General features: G+C 53.9%; 16 protein-coding genes and 4 tRNA genes. 2 read left to right on the top strand and 18 right to left on the bottom strand.

Translation table 11 applies throughout. The annotated features are described in order from the left end of the window. Positions 1-72 precede the first annotated feature (72 nt). From gshA to pncC, 12 genes are all read right to left on the bottom strand, one after another. Entirely contained in the window at positions 73-1635 is a 1563-nt protein-coding gene (gene gshA / locus ACSOSI_RS03990) for a glutamate--cysteine ligase (RefSeq protein ID WP_135344654.1), read from the bottom strand. 82 nt (positions 1636-1717) lie between these two features. Next, on the bottom strand, positions 1718-2146 hold the full coding sequence (locus ACSOSI_RS03985) for a YqaA family protein (RefSeq protein WP_026142207.1): 429 nt from the start codon (positions 2144-2146) through the stop codon (positions 1718-1720). After that, positions 2143-2709 (bottom strand): fructose-1-phosphate/6-phosphogluconate phosphatase, encoded by a 567-nt coding sequence (yqaB, locus tag ACSOSI_RS03980; protein WP_012005292.1) that lies wholly within the window; start codon positions 2707-2709, stop codon positions 2143-2145. Before yqaB ends, ACSOSI_RS03985 begins: the two co-directional genes overlap by 4 nt. Positions 2710-2883: 174 nt before the next feature. Further along, positions 2884-2960: transfer RNA gene (locus ACSOSI_RS03975), tRNA-Arg, on the bottom strand. 50 nt (positions 2961-3010) lie between these two features. Next, a tRNA-Arg gene (locus ACSOSI_RS03970) sits at positions 3011-3087 on the bottom strand. A gap of 61 nt (positions 3088-3148) precedes the next feature. Continuing rightward, positions 3149-3225: transfer RNA gene (locus tag ACSOSI_RS03965), tRNA-Arg, on the bottom strand. 3 nt (positions 3226-3228) lie between these two features. Then, a tRNA-Ser gene (locus ACSOSI_RS03960) sits at positions 3229-3321 on the bottom strand. Between the two features lie 310 nt (positions 3322-3631). Beyond that, positions 3632-3817 carry a carbon storage regulator CsrA gene (gene csrA, locus ACSOSI_RS03955; RefSeq protein WP_002209449.1) on the bottom strand — a complete coding sequence of 62 codons (186 nt, stop codon included), beginning with the start codon at positions 3815-3817 and terminating at the stop codon, positions 3632-3634. Positions 3818-4069: 252 nt separating this feature from the next. Further along, entirely contained in the window at positions 4070-6697 is a 2628-nt protein-coding gene (gene alaS, locus ACSOSI_RS03950) for an alanine--tRNA ligase (RefSeq protein ID WP_476706580.1), read from the bottom strand. Positions 6698-6830: 133 nt separating this feature from the next. Continuing rightward, a complete protein-coding gene (recX, locus tag ACSOSI_RS03945) occupies positions 6831-7337 on the bottom strand; it encodes a recombination regulator RecX (RefSeq protein ID WP_112362943.1) in 507 nt (168 codons plus the stop codon). Positions 7338-7401: 64 nt separating this feature from the next. Beyond that, a complete protein-coding gene (gene recA, locus ACSOSI_RS03940) occupies positions 7402-8463 on the bottom strand; it encodes a recombinase RecA (protein ID WP_012005289.1) in 1062 nt (353 codons plus the stop codon). A 112-nt stretch (positions 8464-8575) separates the two neighbouring features. Further along, the gene (gene pncC, locus ACSOSI_RS03935; RefSeq protein ID WP_476706579.1) at positions 8576-9064 is read right to left on the bottom strand and encodes a nicotinamide-nucleotide amidase; all 489 of its coding nucleotides are present in this window, start codon (positions 9062-9064) and stop codon (positions 8576-8578) included. A gap of 250 nt (positions 9065-9314) precedes the next feature. Between pncC and ACSOSI_RS03930 the strand changes: the two genes are divergently transcribed. Then, on the top strand, positions 9315-10709 hold the full coding sequence (locus ACSOSI_RS03930) for an MFS transporter (RefSeq protein WP_476706578.1): 1395 nt from the start codon (positions 9315-9317) through the stop codon (positions 10707-10709). A gap of 30 nt (positions 10710-10739) precedes the next feature. Here the strand turns inward: ACSOSI_RS03930 and chbG are convergent, their stop codons facing one another. The 5 genes from chbG to ACSOSI_RS03905 all read right to left on the bottom strand — a co-directional run bounded on the left by chbG (position 10740) and on the right by ACSOSI_RS03905 (position 15643). Next, on the bottom strand, positions 10740-11501 hold the full coding sequence (gene chbG / locus ACSOSI_RS03925) for a chitin disaccharide deacetylase (RefSeq protein ID WP_476706577.1): 762 nt from the start codon (positions 11499-11501) through the stop codon (positions 10740-10742). A 153-nt stretch (positions 11502-11654) separates the two neighbouring features. Further along, positions 11655-12518, bottom strand: a complete 864-nt coding sequence (chbR, locus tag ACSOSI_RS03920) for a transcriptional regulator ChbR (RefSeq protein ID WP_012005285.1) — start codon at positions 12516-12518, stop codon at positions 11655-11657. After that, positions 12518-13903 (bottom strand): glycoside hydrolase family 1 protein, encoded by a 1386-nt coding sequence (locus ACSOSI_RS03915; RefSeq protein WP_476706576.1) that lies wholly within the window; start codon positions 13901-13903, stop codon positions 12518-12520. The genes chbR and ACSOSI_RS03915 overlap by 1 nt, the downstream gene beginning before the upstream one ends. Before the next feature lie 49 nt (positions 13904-13952). After that, positions 13953-15314: a PTS N,N'-diacetylchitobiose transporter subunit IIC gene (gene chbC, locus ACSOSI_RS03910; protein ID WP_012005283.1), complete on the bottom strand. Its 1362-nt coding sequence runs from the start codon at positions 15312-15314 to the stop codon at positions 13953-13955. 11 nt (positions 15315-15325) lie between these two features. Next, positions 15326-15643 (bottom strand): PTS sugar transporter subunit IIB, encoded by a 318-nt coding sequence (locus ACSOSI_RS03905; RefSeq protein WP_020825274.1) that lies wholly within the window; start codon positions 15641-15643, stop codon positions 15326-15328. 827 nt (positions 15644-16470) lie between these two features. On the opposite strand from ACSOSI_RS03905, the gene mutS reads away from it, so the two are divergent. Next, entirely contained in the window at positions 16471-19026 is a 2556-nt protein-coding gene (mutS, locus tag ACSOSI_RS03900; protein ID WP_476706575.1) for a DNA mismatch repair protein MutS, read from the top strand. Between the two features lie 80 nt (positions 19027-19106). Here mutS and rpoS read toward each other — a convergent pair whose 3' ends face one another. Beyond that, a complete protein-coding gene (gene rpoS, locus ACSOSI_RS03895; RefSeq protein WP_012005280.1) occupies positions 19107-20105 on the bottom strand; it encodes an RNA polymerase sigma factor RpoS in 999 nt (332 codons plus the stop codon). Positions 20106-20128 lie beyond the last annotated feature (23 nt).

Genomic DNA, 20128 nt, shown 5'->3' with positions numbered 1-20128 from the left:
CGCGCATTTGTTATCATCATCCCTGTCATCAGAGATGCATATTTGGCCACATTGATGTGGCCTTTTTCTTTTTCAGCTCCCGCCATGTTGCTTCAGGAACTCTTCAAAGCTTAGCGTATCACTGGCTTCTACGTTACGTTGGCGCTGCCATGAGGCTTCCTGCTCCTTCGCCAATTCGGCTTCAGTCAGGATTTCCAACGGCTCTTCAATCAGCATCTGACGGTATTGCTCAGCTAACTGCAGGCCCACACGACCGGTGCCCTCTTCCTTCATCGCTTTCAGGATACGGGCCGAGAACGTCAGTTCCGGATCGTCAAACGCTGCGACCAGTTCGTCACACACCTGCTGATATTGGCGATCGCCGGCTTCGCTATCCAACACTTCCGCCACGCGGCGCAAATCGTCAAACAAGGCTTTGCCTACTTTTGCCAGTGGCTCACGGCTGTCATCGCAACCTATGCCAATGGTCTGTCCTGGTTTACGCCCTTCGAGGATCACCCGGTTCCAGTTTTTGCGCGTGCAGAGCAATTCATCACTGCTCATCTCTGGCGCATCGGCCAACACACACCATATCAGGAACAGGTCCAGGAAACGTGCCTGTACCGCATCCACGCCGATTGGCGAGAACGGGTTGATGTCCAGCGAGCGAACTTCAATGTATTCGATACCGCCGCGCAGCAGCGCATCTGACGGTGTCTCACCGCTTTTAGTCACCCGCTTCGGCCGGATTGGTGCATAGAGTTCGTTTTCGATCTGCAGCACGTTACTGTTCAACTGCAGATGACGATCGCCATCTTTCACACCTAATTTGGCAAACTCTTCCGAAGGCGTAACAATCGCCCGCTTCAGGCCTTCAACATAACTTTGCAGATCGTTAAAGGTAATGCCCAGATTGCTTTGTGATTTATTGGTGTAACCCAGGTCACTCAAGCGTAGCGAAGTGGCATACGGCAGATAACACATACCCTGTTCTGTACGCTCAAACGGCAACGCGGTCTCGCGCCCTTTGAGGAACGAGGAACAGATCGCCGGCGATGCGCCGAACAGATACGGGATCACCCAGCCAAAACGATAATAGTTGCGGATCAGACGGAAATAGCCCGCTGAAATCTGTTCCTTACCGCTTTCTGCGTCTTTAACGCCGGCCCATGCCTGCCAGAACTCTAGCGGCAGGGAGAAGTTGTAGTGCACGCCGGAAATGGTCTGCATCAGCGCGCCGTAACGGTTCTTCAACCCTTCACGGTATAACGTCTTCATGCGGCCAATATTCGACGAGCCGAACTGCGCCAGTTCAATGTCCTGCTCGGCTTCAATAAAGCACGGCATGCTGAGCGGCCACATGCGTTCCTCACCCAGATTACGCGCCACGTGACGATGAATATCACGCAAGAACGTCAGCAGGTGATCGAGGTTGTCGTCAACCGGCGTAATAAATTCTAACAGCGCCTCGGCAAAGTCTGTGGTTATCCAGTGGTGCGTTAATGCCGCCCCCAATTTTTCCGGATGCCCGGTTGTTGCAAGCTTTCCGTCTTCGGTGACACGCAGCGTTTCACGCTCAATGCCGCGACGAATGCCTTTTAATGCATGGGGATGGGCTTCCAACCAAGAAAGCGCCTGGGATACGTCCGGGATCAAATTGACCTCCCGCTTCTAAAAACAAGAACTCGTAAGCATACTGAATCTGCACCCGAGAGAATATTGAGTTATATTCACGTCGTTAATGCCACCAGGCCATTCCCTGTAGCGTTATCATAGTCAAAATGATGTAACGCAGCGCCTTTCCGATACACAGAAATAGCGCAACAGGGCCCCAGGGCATGCGCAGCCAGCCTGCCAACACGCACAACAAATCGCCCACTACCGGTACCCAACTGAGCAACAGCGCAGCCGGGCCAAAGCGTTGCATCCACCCAAGCGCTGTATCCAGCCCTCGCTGTGGTTTCAACACCGGTAACAGGCGCCCGATAATGACATTGGTCAGCCCACCGAGCGTATTGCCCAACGTCGCGGCCAGCACCAGTAACTCCGGTGAGACACGGCTGTTGGTCAGCAAGGCAACCAAAATAATTTCTGAATTTCCCGGCAACAACGTCGCACTGAGAAAGCTGCCGCCGAATAACGACATCACCGCCAGCGTACTACTCACAGCGTACGAACGTCTACCACCGCCATATTGGCGCTTTTCGCCGCCTGGATGCCGAAATCTGCGTCTTCAAACACTACGCATTTCTCCGGCGGTACGCCAATCAGTTCGGCACAGCGCAGGAAGGTGTCCGGTTCCGGCTTGTGACGCTGCACATCATCGGCACCCACGATCGCATCAAAGCAGTGGAACAGGCCCAGATGGCGCAGCAGAGTTTCCGCCATGCGATGCTCACTACCGGTACCCACCGCCATTGGACGGCGGCCATGGTAGGCCTTCACCACCTCAATCAGCGGCAAGGGGCGCACGCTGTCCAGCAGCATAATCTCTACCGCTCGGGTTTTCTCTGCAGCCAACTGATGGGGATCGAGATCGGCCTGATGGCTGGCAATAATCGCCTGGGCAATATGCCAGGTCGGAGAACCGCTCAACGCCATCACCGCGGGCTCATCAAACGTCATACCGTAACGGGACAACACTTCACGCCACGCCTTTCGGTGCGTCGGCTCGGTATCGAGAATGGTGCCGTCCATGTCGAAAATAAGACCCTGATAGCGGTCGTACATCGTTACTCCATGATCGTTGAGGAAAGAAAACTACTTTAGCGTAAAGCCGGAAGGTTGTCGCTGATCGCGTAATAGCGGAATGTGCTGTGCACAAGAGGAAAGATGATGGGATTACAGCAGCGTATCGCCGAATGCCAGAAAGCGAAAAACCCGCCAAGGCGGGTTTTTCTTAGATGGTGCATCCAGGAGGATTCGAACCTCCGACCGCTCGGTTCGTAGCCGAGTACTCTATCCAGCTGAGCTATGGATGCATTACTATTTTTGGTTTGTCTGCTTGAAGAAACAAGTTTGACAGAAAGAATGGTGCATCCAGGAGGATTCGAACCTCCGACCGCTCGGTTCGTAGCCGAGTACTCTATCCAGCTGAGCTATGGATGCACAGGAATTCTTTTTTGATACCGTATGGTACGTTGTTACTACCCCACCATACTGCAAAATATGGTGCATCCAGGAGGATTCGAACCTCCGACCGCTCGGTTCGTAGCCGAGTACTCTATCCAGCTGAGCTATGGATGCAAATGGCGGTGAGGCGGGGATTCGAACCCCGGATGCAGCTTTTGACCGCATACTCCCTTAGCAGGGGAGCGCCTTCAGCCTCTCGGCCACCTCACCATACGCTTCTTGCGAATTGTGCCTAACTTGCTTTGGAGAAGCTCATCGGCACTGCGTGGCGCACATATTACTTTCTCCGACTTTTAAGTCAAACAATTTTTCCCATCTCATGTGCGTTTGCACAATTCACACTCAACATGGGCGATTTCACGTCAAAAAGATTGTTTTATCAACAGACAATAACAGTGAATCAGCAAACAAAGTGGGAGGAGCTGCAGGAAGATTTAACAGGGTAAGTCAGAGGATAGTCTGTGGGGGGCACAAAAAAGCTCAGTAGCGTCTCGCTGAGCAACGAGACGCTGCATCGAAATCAGTAAGTCGTCGGTTGAGACTTCTCTGCCTGAATGCGCTGATAGATTTCTTCGCGGTGAACTGACACCTCTTTGGGGGCATTCACACCAATACGAACCTGGTTGCCCTTGACCCCTAACACTGTGACAGTGACCTCATCGCCAATCATGAGGGTTTCACCAACTCGACGAGTCAGAATTAACATTCTTTGCTCCTTGAAAGATTAAAAGAGTCGGGTCTCTCAGTTTCCCCGTCATTATCCATCATATGCTGCGAAAACGTAAGTCATGTAATCCACAATAAGTGTAAGCAGACTTGGTCTCACCTCAGATAATGATAAGTTTAGCCGACCTGAAAAACTTTGTTCCCGTAATTGTAACCAAATTGTGTTAGCACAGGTTAAAAACGCCATAATCAGTAATGAGTTATGGCGTTTGTAAGTGCTATTTATTTATATTCACAGTTTCGAGGCCACCCAGGCTTCTACGCTGTCTAATGCCGCTGGCAGGGCGCTGACATCCGTTCCCCCGGCCTGCGCCATATCAGGGCGTCCGCCCCCTTTACCGCCAACCTGCTGCGCTACGTTACCGATCAGCTCGCCGGCTTTTACCCGGTCGGTCAGATCTTTGGTCACGCCGGCAATCAGGCTCACCTTATCATCCGCCGTGGTGGCCAGCACGATAATCGCGGAACCCAGTTGATTTTTAAGATCATCAACCATAGTACGCAGCATTTTGGCCTCAACGTTATCCAGTTGGCTGACCAACAGCTGTACACCGTTAACCATTTTCGCCTTGCTGGACAATGAAGCACTTTCTTGTGCCGCCTGCTGGTCCTTCAACTGCTGCAGCTCTTTTTCCAATGCGCGGGTACGATCGAGCACCGCACGCACTTTGTCCGTCAGGTTATTGCTGTCACCCTTAACCAGATGAGCAACGTCCTGTAGCAGATCGTTTTGCTGATGCAAGGTAGCAATCGCGCAATCACCAGTTACCGCTTCAATACGGCGGATACCTGCGGCGGTACCAGACTCACTCAGAATGCGGAACAGGCCGATGTCACCGGTACGGCTGGCATGGGTGCCGCCACACAGTTCGGTCGAGAAGTCGCCCATGGTCAGTACGCGCACGTTGTCGTCGTACTTCTCACCGAACAGCGCCATAGCGCCCTTCTCTTTGGCATCATCCAGCGCCATAACCTCGGTCTGCACCGGCAGGTTACGACGAATTTGTTGGTTCACCAAGTCTTCCACGGTGCGAATTTGCTCCGGCTTCATCGCTTCAAAATGCGAGAAGTCGAAACGCAGGTATTTATCGTTAACCAACGAGCCTTTCTGCGCCACGTGCTCACCCAGCGTCTGGCGCAGTGCAGCGTGCAGCAGGTGGGTTGCGGAGTGGTTCAGACGAATGCGGTTGCGTCGCACGGTGTCGATCTGCGCGTCAACGCGGTCGTTCACCTTCAGCGTGCCGTGAGACAGCTTGCCCTGATGGCCAATAGCCTGACCGTATTTCTGGGTGTCGCTCACTTCAAAATCAGCATTGGCAGCTTTCAGCACGCCCTTATCGCCAACCTGACCACCGGACTCACCGTAGAACGGAGTCTCGTCCAGTACCACCACGGCCTCTTCACCGGCGTGGATCTCGTTCACCGGCTGACCATCACGGAACAGCGCGGTCACGGTGGACTGCTGTTGCTCGTGGTCATAACCGCTGAATTGGCTGGCACCATCAACACGGATCATGCTGTTGTAGTCTGCGCCGAAGCCGCTGGACTCACGCGCACGGCGGCGCTGTGCTTCCATTGCCTGCTCGAAACCGGCTTCATCCACTTTCAGACCACGTTCACGGCACACGTCTGCCGTCAGATCGACCGGGAAACCGTAAGTGTCGTACAGACGGAATGCAGTTTCACCATCCAGGGTATCGCCCTGCAAGTTGGCCAGCTCTTCGTCCAGCAACGTCAAACCACGTTCCAGAGTGCGGGCAAACTGATCTTCTTCGGTTTTCAGCACTTGCTCAACCAGTGACTGCTGACGCTTCAATTCGTCGGCTGCCGGCCCCATCACTTCGATCAGCGGTGCAACCAACTTGTAGAAGAAGGTGTCTTTCGCACCCAGCATGTTGCCATGGCGAACTGCGCGGCGAATGATGCGGCGCAGAACATAACCACGACCTTCGTTGGACGGTGTAACACCGTCTGACACCAGGAAGGCACAAGAGCGAATGTGGTCGGCGATCACGCGCAGGGATTTGTTATCCAAATCTGTGGCACCGGTCACCTTGGCCACAGCGGCAATCAGCTTACTGAACAGGTCGATTTCATAGTTGGAGTTCACGTGCTGCAATACGGCGGCAATACGCTCCAGCCCCATACCGGTATCTACCGAAGGTTTTGGCAGCGGCAGCATAGTACCGTCGGATTGACGGTTGAACTGCATGAAAACGAGGTTCCAGATCTCAATGTAGCGATCGCCGTCTTCTTCCGGGCTGCCCGGCGGGCCACCCCAGATATGATCGCCGTGATCGTAGAAAATCTCGGTACACGGGCCGCATGGACCGGTATCACCCATCTGCCAGAAGTTGTCTGAGGCAAAGGCGCCGCCTTTATTGTCGCCAATGCGGATAATACGTTCTGCCGGCACACCAATCTGCTGCTGCCAGATGTCGAAAGCTTCGTCATCGGTTTCATAGACGGTCACCCACAGCCTTTCTTTCGGCAGGTTGAACCAGTTTTCACCGGTCAAGAGTTCCCATGCGTAGTTGATGGCATCATGTTTGAAATAATCGCCGAAGCTGAAGTTGCCCAGCATTTCAAAGAAGGTGTGGTGACGTGCGGTATAACCGACGTTCTCCAGATCGTTATGCTTACCGCCCGCACGCACACAACGCTGTGAGGTAGTGGCTCGGGAATAGGCACGCTTGTCCAGCCCCAGGAAAACATCTTTAAATTGGTTCATGCCGGCATTGGTAAACAGCAATGTCGGATCATTGTCAGGCACCAGGGAGCTGCTCGCTACAACCTGATGGCCCTTACTATGAAAGAAATCGAGAAACGCTTGACGGATCTCAGCGGTGCTCTTGCTCATAATTTTCCCGGAAAGGCTAGAATAACGACACGTGAGCAAGATACGCGACATCCTGACGATGGCACCTAGCTCACGAACAAAAAGTGGGGATAAGATAAATTTTCTTCAGAGGGAAGTAAAACCCCGTGTGCGTTCATTGCGCAAAATCACGGTAAATTGACTGAATTTCTTCCTGGAAGAAGCCACGATAGAGCAGATAACGCTGCACTTTGGCTTTCTCTTTCCAGTCCGTTGGCAGTTGATCGCCAAATTTACGCTGCGCCACCTGTTTGGCCTGTTCACACCAGTCAATCTCGCAGTCCGCCAACGCCGCCTGCGTCAGTTCCTTATCCACGCCTTTTTGCATCAATTCGGAGCGGATCCGCTGCGCGCCATAGCCTTTACGACTGCGGCTACCGATGTAGCTGCGGGCAAAGCGTTGATCGTCCAGCCAGTTATGCTGGTAACAATAGGCAATAACCTGTTCTATAACGGCAGGGTCGACGGGTTCTTCAGGCAGCGGAGCGGTAGACGAGGGAGTTTTGGTGCCAAATCTGGCTTTCGCCATAAATGGCTGCGCCGCAAGTTTGCGGCGCAGTTCAGCTTCACTATGATCGCGTTGCGACAGCAGGCGCATGGCGCGGCTTAGCAAGTCATTCATTTTTCAAGCCTGATTTAGTTAACGTTCGTGAACCTATAACGATGTCCACGAACGCCAGCAGCGATTAAAACTCTTCGCTGGTTTCAGCTTCGTCGTCGAAGCCTTCGTTGGTTGCAGCAACCAGTTCGCCGTTGCTGTGCAGCAGCAGGTCACGCAGTCGTTTATCCAACTCGGCAGCAACCGCCGGGTTTTCTTTCAGGAAGTTACAGGCGTTGGCCTTACCCTGACCGATTTTATCGCCGTTGTAGCTGTACCAGGCGCCGGCTTTCTCGATCATCTTGTGCTTAACGCCCAAATCGACCAATTCACCACGGCTGTTGATACCTTCACCGTACAGGATTTGGAACTCGGCCTGCTTGAACGGCGCAGCGATTTTGTTTTTTACCACTTTTACGCGGGTTTCGCTGCCGACCACTTCATCGCCTTCTTTAACCGCGCCGATACGGCGGATATCCAGGCGGACAGAAGCGTAGAATTTCAGTGCGTTACCACCGGTGGTGGTTTCAGGGTTACCAAACATCACACCGATTTTCATACGGATCTGGTTGATGAAGATCAGCAGCGTGTTGGCGTTTTTCAGGTTACCGGCCAGCTTACGCATCGCCTGGCTCATCATACGCGCCGCCAGGCCCATGTGTGAGTCACCGATTTCACCTTCGATTTCCGCTTTTGGCGTCAGCGCCGCTACGGAGTCAACGATGATCACGTCAACCGCGCCAGAGCGGGTCAAGGCATCACAGATTTCCAGCGCTTGCTCACCGGTGTCCGGCTGCGAACACAGCAGGTTGTCGATATCAACCCCCAGCTTTTTCGCATAAATCGGATCCAGCGCGTGCTCGGCATCGATGAACGCACAGGTTTTACCTTCGCGCTGTGCCGCAGCGATAACCTGCAGCGTCAGGGTAGTTTTACCGGAAGACTCCGGGCCATAAATTTCAACGATACGACCCATTGGCAGGCCGCCCGCACCCAATGCGATGTCCAGTGACAGTGAGCCGGTAGAGATCGTTTCTACGTCCATAGAACGGTCTTCACCCAGACGCATGATGGAGCCTTTGCCGAACTGTTTCTCAATCTGGCCCAGTGCCGCAGCTAGCGCCTTTTGCTTGTTCTCATCAATAGCCATTTTTGCTCCTTCGTTACGCAATGTCGGTGTTACCCCACACTGCCACTGATTGTATGTTGTGCAGGAAATGTCACTAATTATACTGTATGGTCATACAGTATCAAGCCTAATTTTACAAAAAATCATCAAGCGCGGTTTGCAGCGCAAAAATCGTCGCCTGAAGCCGCACGGCATCACGATCGCCGGCAAATTGCTTTCTGTGCGCCAGTACCCGTCCAGTACCGTCGGCAAAGCCAAACCAGACGGTGCCCACCGGTTTTTCCGCACTGCCACCGTCCGGCCCGGCAATGCCGCTGACCGACAGCGCCAGGCTGGCCCGTGCTGCGTGTAACGCCCCCAGGGCCATCTCGCGCACCACCTCTTCGCTCACTGCGCCATGGGCCGTCAGAGTCGCCTCCGCCACGCCCAGCAACTCATGCTTTGCCGTATTGCTGTAGGTGACAAAACCGCGATCGAAATAGGCAGAACTCCCGGCAATGTCGGTGATGGCTTTGGCGATGCCGCCACCGGTGCAGGATTCCGCACAGGTGATCCACTGGCCGTTGGCCTTCAGTTTTTCGCCCACCGCAATACTGAGTTCACGCAGCTGATTTTCACTCATAACCTCTCCTTAGCGAATCAGGTATATGCGCCCGATAGTAGCATTTATCAAGCTTGCCCGAGCGCGCGTTGACAGAAATGCGCGCCGCTTCGCAGGCGAGGCGGTGTTAAGCGGCAAACCAAACTGCTAGTATCGAATGTAACGCCCGGGTTAACGGGCGGTGTTTTGCACGAGGGATCTCACCGGGTTGCCTTTGCCGCCGGCAGGGTCAACCCCAGGGCAAACCAGGATAAAAGATTAGGATGATAGAGTGAAAAAAACGTTAGGCGTCTTCTTTCCGTTGTATACCACCACCCTGCTGATGCTGCTGGGTTCAGGGTTGCTCACCACTTACATCTCCCTGCGTTTAACCTCTATCCACGTGACCGGTGCGCTGATCGGCGCGATTATTGCCGCCAACTACATCGGCCTGGTGATCGGCGGCAAAGTCGGGCATTTTCTGATTGCCCGCGTCGGCCATATCCGCGCCTACGTTTCCTGCGCCGGCATTATCACCGCTGCGGTGTTGGGGCATGGCCTGACGGAATATATTCCCGTGTGGGTGGTGCTGCGGCTGATTATCGGCATGTGCATGATGTGTCAATTCATGGTACTGGAAAGCTGGCTGAACGATCAGGCGGAATCCAATCAGCGCGGAACGGTTTTCGGCTTTTATATGGCGGCCACCTATCTGGGTATGTCATTGGGTCAGGTGGTGTTAATGCTGCAGAGCAATCTCGGCATTACCACCCTGCTGCTGATCGCCCTGTGCTTTGCACTCTGCCTGGTACCTATCGCCCTCACCACCCGCACCAACGCACGGCATATGTCACCAGCTCCTATGGAGCTGCGCTACTTTATCGGGGCCATTCCCAAAGTGCTGGCGACCACGCTGGTGATCGGCATGGTGGTGGGATCTTTCTATGGTTTGGCACCGGTGTACGCAAGTCTGCAATCGCTGACCACCCAGCAAACCGGCCTGTTTATGGCGATAGCCATCTTCGCCGGGCTGGTGGCGCAGTTCCCACTCAGTTGGCTGTCGGACCGCTATAACCGCACACTACTGATGCGCATCAACGCCATTTTATTGATCGTCGCCGCCCTGCCGCTGGCGCTGGTGCCGCACATTGATTTTCCGGTGTTGCTGGTGGTGGGCTTTATCGTCAGCATGTTGCAGTTCACGCTGTATCCGCTGGTGGTCGCCCTGGCGAACGATTTGATCGAACCGGAACGGCGCGTATCCCTCGCTGCCTGCTTGCTGATGGCCTTCGGTGTCGGTGCCAGTATCGGCCCATTGGCGGTCGGTTCACTGATTGAACCACTGGGCGGCAATATTCTGTATGCCTTCTTCTCGCTTTGCGGCGTGCTGCTGGTGGGCTTCAGCCGGACGGTAAAACAGGACGAGTCGCAGTTTGTGCAGGATGCGCCATTGCCACATATTCCGCTGCCAGACAGCCTGACCAGTTCCCCACTCTCTCCGGCGCTGAACCCAACCTTCGATGAGCAGATAATCCACGACACCATGCCGCCACCGGAGGCGGCGCCTGATCCGGTAGAGCCGCAGGTCAGTGAAACGTCGGGGGAAGAAGAAGCCGAGGCGGCCATCCCGCAGGGTGCCGATCCTGATGAGGATACCGGGCTGAAGAAAGCCCACTCGATGCTTTAAGCGGGCCATATTTATATCAGGTTGTGCCTGTTACAGATCGAGGAAAGAACCCAGGCGGTAACCGCGTTCCGCGATCGCGGTTTTAAGCCCCGGCGAAGTCAACACGTCCACTTCGGCCAGCCGTGGATAGCAATACTTGCTCGCCAATATCGTCTTGTCCAAAAACGCCGGGTGGCACATCATCTCCACCGACCGGGCGCCGCGTTGATCGGTGCGCTCAAGCACCTGTAAAAACAGCGCCTCGGATATTTCCTCACCATAAAAGCCCGCATCAAACCATTCGGTGCTGTGGCCATAGCGCAGTGGAATGCCTTGCCGTTCAACCTCCTCGCGACCTATGCGCAGCGGCAGGGATTTAGACTGGGCGAAAGCCTCCACCAGCGGATAAATCTGCGGCAGCATGTGCACGTGATGGTGGCTGTCGATATGCGTCGGCGCTTTACCGAACACAGCGACGAATTTGTCATATTGACTCACCAACTCGTCGTGAATTTCATCCAGATCCAACTGCGCGGACTCAGCCCTTTCCCATAACCACTTGCCCAATTCCCCACGTTCGTTGACCAGCGACGACATGGCCGTCAGGGGCTTGCCGTGGGTCAGCACAAAGTGCAGGCCAATCTGCAGCCCGGAATAAAGCTGGCTGAGCCTGGCGGCATGGTGCACATCCACGCTATTGACCATGGCAGTGGTTGAAGAGACAACCCCGTAGTGATACGCCTCGATAACGCCATAATTCTGGCCCTTGCTCAGACCAAAATCGTCAGCATTCACTATCAGTAACTTTTCCATTTTGGCATCCATTTAACAAATTTTTGGCAAGAGAATACCGTCCGTCAGGTACGGCAATTCCCCTTCGCTTAAGCAAAGAAATTTATCTCATCAGGCTATTGGCGGCCTGAAAGGCATTCGGAATATCGGCGTTAATGCTTATCGGGAGCGGCCCTAAATAGGGCCGTAGAACTTTTTTCGGTAATTACCCGGCGTCACTTCAGTGAGTCTTTTAAAGTTTTTAATAAACAGGCTCACGTCGCCATAGCCCGAATCAAAAGCAATATCCGAGACCGAATAGTTGGTGACCTCAAGCTGGGTTTTGGCGAAATTAATGCGGATTTCATTAATCACCTGCATCGGCGTTTTATGGTAATAACGCCGCATTGCCCGGGTCAGGTACTCCTGGGTTTTACCCGACAGCTCAACCATATTGAGCAACGCCTTTTCACCAAACATCGCTTTATCATGCATGCCGGCCAGGGTGTTCTTCAGCCACTGAGGTATATCATCCCCCTCGCCACTCTCTTCTTTATAATGACGAATGCGGCTGATGATATAAAAGGTCAGCGTTTCCAGAAACTCGGCAAAATCATCCTCACGGAACTGTGGGGAACCTACCACCGACTCGATATAAGCCAGAAACTCATTCTTCAGGCTATAGGCCTGAGAGGCGACAAAGCAGCGAGGCAACTGCTGCAGATAGTTTTCTTCAAAGAAAACCTTGCCGACCGCCACGTTAAAGATTTTCGCGGCGCCGAACTCATAGAAGCTCTGGTGACGCGAGCCAATGGGAATAAACACAAAATCCCCCCGCTCCAGCAGCACCCGCTTACCGTTGATCTCCTGATAGCATTTGCCGCTCAGGACGATAGTGAATTCGTAATAGTCATGCTGATGCAACCCGGTGGCGCTCTCCACCTTGTTATAGATAAACAGATGGAAATCTTTGCAGTTAAAAAAATCCTGCTCCCGAATCAGCTTAACGTCGTTGGTATTCAGCGAAACCAGGTTGTCAGACACCGCGCGCGCTCCCATTAATCAAAACCGTTTTGCCTGGCCGTCTCGGCAAACCAATAGCCGCTCTTTTTAATCGTACGTTGCTGGCTATCCCGCTCCAGCCGGACCAACCCGTAGCGATTCTTGTAGGCATTGAGCCAGGACCAGCAGTCAATAAAGGTCCATAGATGGTAGCCCTTACAGTTGGAGCCCTCGGACAACGCCTGATGCAACCATTTCAGATGGTCACGAATAAAGTCGATTCGATAATCGTCCTCTACCCGCCCACTGGCACCGATGAAGGCCTCTTCGCCCTCCACGCCCATACCGTTTTCTGAAATATAGCAGGGAATGTTGCCGTAGTTTTCCTTCAGATCCATCAGGATGTCATACAGGCCTTTTTCATAGATTTCCCAGCCGCGGTGCGGGTTAATCTTGCGGCCCGGCATGGCGTAATAGCTGAACAGGTCTTCCGGCATCGTTACCGAGTCGCTGGCCTGATAACCTTCTTTTGCTTTGACCCTGCGCGGTTGGTAGTAATTCACGCCCAGAATATCCACCACCCCATCGGCAATCAGCTGCGCGTCTTCCGCTGCTGTCTGCGGCAACAAATCATTGGCCCGCAGTAAATTCACCAAATCGTCCGGATAACGCCCTTTGGTCACCGGATCGAGGAAGCTTTTATTCAGCAACAGATCCGCATAGTGAGCCGCCACGCCATCTTCCTGGCTGTCCGAACGAGGATAGGTCGGGCTCAGGTTCAAAATAATGCCGATAGCACCCTGGTTCCCCAGCGCCCTGAACTCACTCACCGCTTTGGCATGGGCCAACACGCTGTGGTAAGCCACTGTAATTGCCCTTTTGAAATCAATGACACAAGGATAATGCAGGTCGTTCAGATACCCGGCTTCGACCGGGACAATCGGCTCATTAAAGGTGAACCAATGGCTGACTCTGTCGCCGAACAGGCTGAAGCAGGTTTTGGCATAACGCGCGTAGGCATCAACCACCGCCCGGCTTTCCCAGCCCCCCTGTTGCTGCATACACAGCGGCATATCGAAATGGTAAAGATTGATAAATGGCGTGATGCCCTGGGCTAACAGGCTGTCGATCAGCGCATTATAGAAAGCCACCGCTTTCGGATTCACTTCGCCATCCCCATCCGGGATCAACCGCGACCAGGAGATAGAGGTTCTGAAGCTATTATGCCCAAGGTTTTTTAACAGCAGGATATCTTGCTGGAAGTTGTCATAAAACGTGGAGGTCTCGGACGGGCCGACCTGATGATGAAAACGTTCTGGTGCAATCTCATACCAGTAGTCGAAGATGTTCTGGCTTTTGCCATCCCGTGCGGCAGCCCCTTCCGACTGGGGTGCCGAGGTGGCGCTTCCCCACCAGAAATCGTCAGCAAATTGATATTTCATCAGAAGCCCCTCTAAAACCGGGGCAGCGGATTGCTGCCCCAGACTGCAGTTAGAATTTCAACGCTTTGGCGATGTCTTCTTCGCTTTCCGTTGCCTGATCAATCTGGCTCTGCGCCTTGTTGGAGATCATCACAAACGGCAGGTAAATCAAGGTCGCGACGCCCAGGTTGAAGAAGCTCAGCAACATGGCCACGATACTGCCGTTGGTGTTGAAGAACGCCCCCAGCCCCACCGGCATGGTCCATGGCGCAATATTGGTGATTGGCGGGATCAGCCCGGTGTAATAAGCCACCGTGGTAATAATCGTCAGTACCGGCTGAACCAGAATAAACGGAATAAACATCACCGGGTTCATAATCACCGGCAGACCGAACAGGATGGGTTCGTTGATCTGGAAGATGCCCGACGGCGTCGCCAGCTTGGCGACCTGACGATAATCTTCACGGCGTGAAGCGATAAAGATGGCAATAATCAGCCCCAGTGTCGAACCCGTCCCGCCCAGATAGATGTAGGAGTCAACGAACGGCTTCGCCCACATGTGGAACTCTTTACCCGCAGCCACCGCGGCTTCGACGGAACCGTACTTGTTGTACAGCTCGACGTTCTCCAGTGCGAATGGCGTCATGATACCGCTGTCCAGTGCGGCCAGCGCCATTGAACCATGTACCCCGAAGAACCACAGCAGAGAGGAGAACATCACATACACCCAGCCCACTACGCTGCCCATTTTTGCCAGCGGTGCCGAGATGCTGTCCATGATGATTTGGTGGAAGTTGGTGCCCCACAGCGTCAGACAATAGGCCAGTACGCCCATGATCGACAGGATAAGAAAGCCGGGGATCAAGGCCGAGAACGAGCGTGACACTGAAGAAGGTACGCTGTCCGGCAGGCTGATCACCCAATTGCGGCGCACCACAAAGGTAAACATCTCTGCCACCACCAGGCCGATCACCATACCGGAAATGATGTTGGCACCACCCAGCCAGTTAGCGCCTACGGCATAAGCCTCACCGACGCTAAACGGGGTCACGGTCATAAAGGCGGCAACCGCCAGCAGCGCTGCGGCCAACGGGTCGACTTTGCGCTCTTCAGCTAAAGCCATACTGATAAAAAAGGGCGTCATCAGGGACATAATCCCCAGGGTGCCGTTATAAACGCTGCCACCGATGGCCTTCAGGCCATTCAACGTCTCAATGGTAGACGCATCCAGCCGCACCCCCATTGAAAAGAAGAACGAGCCTTCGCCGAAGCTAAGAAACACGTTGTTGATCAGCACGAACATCGCCCCGGTCAACGTCAGTGGCATCAAGCGAATGAACCCGTTTTTGATGGCATTAACATGGGGCTGTTTACCAATTTTCACGGCAAAGGGCAGAATGACCTTTTCCAACGAGGCAATTAACGTATTCACGGCAGACCCCTTTATTGGTTAGCTTTTTTTATGGTGGCGACTGCGGCCTTCAACACGCCCAGGCCATCGAGCTTGCCGTATAAGGCAGAGTCGATCACTTCAACGGGCTTGTTGGGTAACTGCTTTTGCACTTCGGCGAGCGTGTAGGCAATCTGTGGCCCAAGCAGAATCAAATCCGCCTCGGCACCCTTTTCTGCGGCCAACGCCTCAGGATAGGCGGCAATGATCACCGGCACTTCGTACTTCTCGGCCTGTGCTTTCATTTTTGAAACCAGCAGGGAAGTCGACATACCAGCAGAACAAAACAGATAGATTTTTTTCTTTTCCATACCCAATCCCTCAAGATAATCAAAAAAGCCCCGTGTCATTTGTTTGCCAGATGCAATAGCCATTGCCTCACGCACATTCCTTATGAAAATTTCCGTTACTTTGCCCTGGTTGCAGACAGTATACGGAGGCAGTGAAGCGGAACGGTAAGCCATCACCAGTAAGAACCGTCTCTGCTTGACCTTCCTGATTGACCCTCTTCACATTTCACATAAAAAAATAGTGTGATCTGTCTCGCAAATAACCTTTAATTACTGAATTAATTCGTCATAAATAAGCAAATAACAATTATAAACAGTAAGTTATAAACATGCAGAGTATTTATGGATAATTCTGTGCGCGGGGTCATCCATCGTTCGATTGATGAGCATAAAATCGTTCGCCCTTGATTAGAACACTTCAGCAAGATATGACGATCCGGGGGGTTGGAAAAGAAGAGGTAAATGGAAAAATTTTTGGGGCTGGTTTGGCAGGTCAGGCTCAGACAGGGCTGGGTTACTCTTCGGGACAGATCGCCTGATTGGGGTAACACATTGCTTTGATTGCCCACTAATGACATCTGCAACGCAGCGCTTTATCCCCCAAGATTAACCTGTGCAACGCTCTCCCCTGCCTTACAAATCGACTTTGCGTAAAGCTTCCCATTTTTACCTGTGACAGCCGATTGCCCGCTGGGCTAGTATAGCGACAGTATTAAGGGCTTATTGATCCTTACCGCCGTCAACCACTGCTCTATCGAGTGGTTTTTTTGTGCCGCGGCGTGAACCCTAATGATGACAATCAACATCACAACCAACTTTAAATTCAATGGATTGGAAACAGTAATCTTATGAATAGTACCGATAAGCTCGATTCACACACCCCAATGATGCAGCAGTATCTGCGCCTCAAGGCACAGCACCCCGAGATCCTGCTGTTCTACCGCATGGGCGACTTTTACGAGCTGTTCTATGACGATGCCAAACGCGCTTCCCAACTGCTGGATATCTCGCTGACCAAACGCGGTGCCTCAGCGGGCGAGCCCATTCCGATGGCCGGCGTCCCTCACCATGCGGTCGAGAACTATCTGGCCAAACTGGTGCAGCTTGGTGAATCCGTCGCCCTGTGCGAACAAATCGGCGATCCGGCCACCAGTAAAGGCCCGGTAGAACGCAAAGTGGTGCGCATCGTTACGCCAGGCACCATCACCGACGAAGCCCTGCTGCAAGAACGTCAGGACAACCTGCTGGCGGCCATCTGGCAGGACGCACGCGGCTTTGGCTACGCCACGCTGGACATCAGCTCAGGTCGTTTCCGCGTGGCCGAACCGGCAGATATCGAAACCATGGCGGCAGAGTTGCAGCGCACCAATCCTGCCGAGCTGCTTTACCCCGAAACCTTTGAACAGATGTCGCTGATTGAACAACGCCATGGCCTGCGCCGTCGCCCACTGTGGGAGTTTGAACCCGAGACTGCGCGCCAACAGCTGAATCTGCAGTTCGGCACCCGCGATCTGACCGGTTTCGGCGTTGAACAGGCCCATCAGGCACTGCGCGCCGCCGGTTGTCTGCTGCAATATGTTAAAGATACTCAACGCACCTCATTACCGCATATCCGTGGCATCACCATGGAGCGCCAGCAGGATGGCATTATCATGGATGCCGCCACGCGGCGTAACCTTGAGCTGAGCCAAAACCTGTCCGGCGGCAGCGAAAATACCCTGGCGGCCATCCTCGACCGCAGCGTGACGGCAATGGGTAGCCGTATGCTTAAACGCTGGCTGCATATGCCGACCCGTGACATCAAAGTATTGAATAACCGTCAGCAGGCGATCGGCTCCCTGCAGGATCTGTATAGCGACCTGCAACCTTCGCTGCGTCAGGTAGGCGATCTGGAACGCATATTGGCCCGTCTGGCATTACGCAGTGCCCGTCCACGCGATCTGGCCCGTATGCGTCATGCTTTCCAACAGTTGCCGGATATCCACGCGTTACTGAAAGGGGTAGAAACCCCGTATGTGCAACAGCTACTGTCACAGGTCGGTCAGTTTGATGAACTGCAAGACTTGCTGGAACGCGCAGTGGTCGAAGCCCCACCGGTATTGGTACGCGACGGCGGCGTTATCGCTCCCGGCTACAATAGCGAGCTGGATGAATGGCGTGCACTGGCCGATGGAGCCACCGACTACCTCGACCGTCTTGAGATCCGCGAGCGTGAAAAGTTGGGGCTGGATACCTTGAAGGTCGGCTTCAATGGCGTGCATGGTTATTACATTCAAGTCAGCCGTGGGCAGAGCCACCTGGTACCGATCCACTACGTGCGCCGTCAGACGCTGAAAAATGCCGAACGCTACATCATTCCCGAATTGAAAGAGTATGAAGACAAGGTTCTGACTTCCAAAGGGAAAGCGTTGGCGATCGAGAAGGGTCTGTACGAAGAGTTGTTCGACTTGCTGTTGCCGCACCTGGGCGATCTACAGCAAAGTGCCGCTGCATTGGCCGAGCTGGACGTGCTGGCCAACCTGGCTGAACGTGCCGAAACGCTCAACTACGCCTGCCCAACCATCAGCGAACAGCCCGGTGTACGCATCACTGAGGGCCGCCATCCGGTGGTCGAACAGGTACTGAGCGAGCCGTTTATTTCCAACCCGCTATCGCTGTCGCCTCAGCGGCGGATGTTGATCATTACCGGCCCTAATATGGGCGGTAAAAGTACCTATATGCGCCAAACGGCGCTGATCGTGCTGATGGCACACATCGGCAGCTACGTGCCGGCGAGCAAGGCGGTCATCGGTCCGGTAGACCGAATCTTTACCCGCGTGGGCGCGGCGGACGATCTGGCCTCCGGCCGTTCTACCTTTATGGTAGAGATGACTGAAACCGCCAATATCCTGCACAACGCCACCGAAAACAGCCTGGTGCTGATGGATGAAATTGGCCGCGGTACCTCAACCTACGACGGTCTCTCCCTGGCCTGGGCCTGCGCCGAGAACCTGGCCAGCCGCATTAAAGCCATGACGCTGTTCGCCACCCATTACTTTGAGCTGACCACCCTGCCGGAGAAAATGGAAGGCGTGGTCAACGTGCATCTGGACGCGCTGGAGCACGGCGACACTATCGCCTTTATGCACAGCGTACAGGACGGTGCCGCCAGCAAGAGCTATGGCCTGGCGGTTGCCGCTCTGGCCGGTGTGCCACGTGAGGTGATCAAACGCGCGCGCCAAAAACTGCGCGAGCTGGAGGCGATATCCAGCCATACCGCGACGGGTACCGTTGATGCCACCCAGATGACGCTGCTGAATGAGGAAACCTCACCGGCGGTTGAAGCGCTCGAGGCACTGGATCCGGACTCACTGTCACCTCGTCAGGCGCTGGAGTGGATTTACCGCCTGAAGAATATGGTCTGACCCTTCGCAGGTTGCAGGCATAAAAAAACGGTGAGCATAGCGCTCACCGTTTTTATTTTGATGCGATTCAACTGCCTGGGTTACTCGCGGAACAGTGCCTCAATGCTCAGGCCCTGCATTTGCAGAATTTCACGCAGACGGCGTAAACCTTCAACCTGGATCTGACGTACTCGCTCGCGAGTCAGGCCAATTTCACGACCCACATCTTCAAGCGTTGCCGCTTCGTAGCCCAGCAGGCCAAAACGACGCGCCAGCACTTCACGCTGTTTGGCGTTCAGTTCGAACAACCATTTAACGATGCTCTGTTTCATGTCATCGTCTTGCGTGGTGTCTTCCGGTCCGTTGTCTTTCTCGTCGGCCAGAATGTCCAGCAAGGCTTTCTCCGAATCCCCACCCAATGGCGTATCGACAGAAGTGATACGTTCATTCAGGCGCAGCATACGGCTGACGTCATCGACCGGCTTGTCGAGTTGCTCTGCAATCTCTTCAGCGCTCGGTTCATGATCCAGTTTATGAGAAAGCTCGCGCGCGGTGCGCAAATAGACATTCAGTTCTTTAACAATGTGGATAGGCAAGCGGATGGTACGGGTTTGGTTCATGATCGCCCGTTCAATCGTCTGCCGGATCCACCAGGTTGCGTAAGTCGAGAAACGGAAACCGCGTTCTGGGTCAAACTTTTCCACTGCGCGGATCAGACCGAGGTTACCCTCTTCAATCAGATCCAGCAGCGCCAGGCCGCGATTGCTGTAACGGCGGGCGATTTTCACCACCAACCGCAGGTTACTTTCAATCATTCGGCGGCGGGACGGCACGTCACCGCGCAGTGCACGCCGCGCAAAATAAACTTCTTCCTCTGCGGTCAGCAGCGGAGAATAACCGATTTCGCCAAGATAGAGCTGCGTCGCATCCAATACGCGTTGGGTCACGCCTTGTGACAACAACTCTTCTTCCGCTAGATCACTCTCACTGGCCTCTTCTTCAACCAGTGCTTTTTCGTCGAATGATTCCGCTTCCGTTGCGTTCTCGTCGAAATCCGCATCGTCATGTAACTCGTTAACTTTCAGCGTATTTTGGCTCATATGCTGCTCCTACCCGTGATACC

Source organism: Serratia sp. AR11, assembly GCF_056376275.1.
The sequence above is the reverse complement of the archived record's forward strand: the minus strand, read 5'-3'. Positions and strand labels throughout refer to the sequence as shown.

Coding starts and splice junctions, on each gene's coding strand:
- yqaB (WP_012005292.1), bottom strand. CDS start 2,709: ATGTACGACCGCTATCAGGGTCTTATTTTCGACATGGACGGCACCATT.
- csrA (WP_002209449.1), bottom strand. CDS start 3,817: ATGTTAATTCTGACTCGTCGAGTTGGTGAAACCCTCATGATTGGCGAT.
- alaS (WP_476706580.1), bottom strand. CDS start 6,697: ATGAGCAAGAGCACCGCTGAGATCCGTCAAGCGTTTCTCGATTTCTTT.
- recX (WP_112362943.1), bottom strand. CDS start 7,337: ATGAATGACTTGCTAAGCCGCGCCATGCGCCTGCTGTCGCAACGCGAT.
- recA (WP_012005289.1), bottom strand. CDS start 8,463: ATGGCTATTGATGAGAACAAGCAAAAGGCGCTAGCTGCGGCACTGGGC.
- pncC (WP_476706579.1), bottom strand. CDS start 9,064: ATGAGTGAAAATCAGCTGCGTGAACTCAGTATTGCGGTGGGCGAAAAA.
- chbG (WP_476706577.1), bottom strand. CDS start 11,501: ATGGAAAAGTTACTGATAGTGAATGCTGACGATTTTGGTCTGAGCAAG.
- chbR (WP_012005285.1), bottom strand. CDS start 12,518: ATGGGAGCGCGCGCGGTGTCTGACAACCTGGTTTCGCTGAATACCAAC.
- ACSOSI_RS03915 (WP_476706576.1), bottom strand. CDS start 13,903: ATGAAATATCAATTTGCTGACGATTTCTGGTGGGGAAGCGCCACCTCG.
- ACSOSI_RS03905 (WP_020825274.1), bottom strand. CDS start 15,643: ATGGAAAAGAAAAAAATCTATCTGTTTTGTTCTGCTGGTATGTCGACT.
- mutS (WP_476706575.1), top strand. CDS start 16,471: ATGAATAGTACCGATAAGCTCGATTCACACACCCCAATGATGCAGCAG.
- rpoS (WP_012005280.1), bottom strand. CDS start 20,105: ATGAGCCAAAATACGCTGAAAGTTAACGAGTTACATGACGATGCGGAT.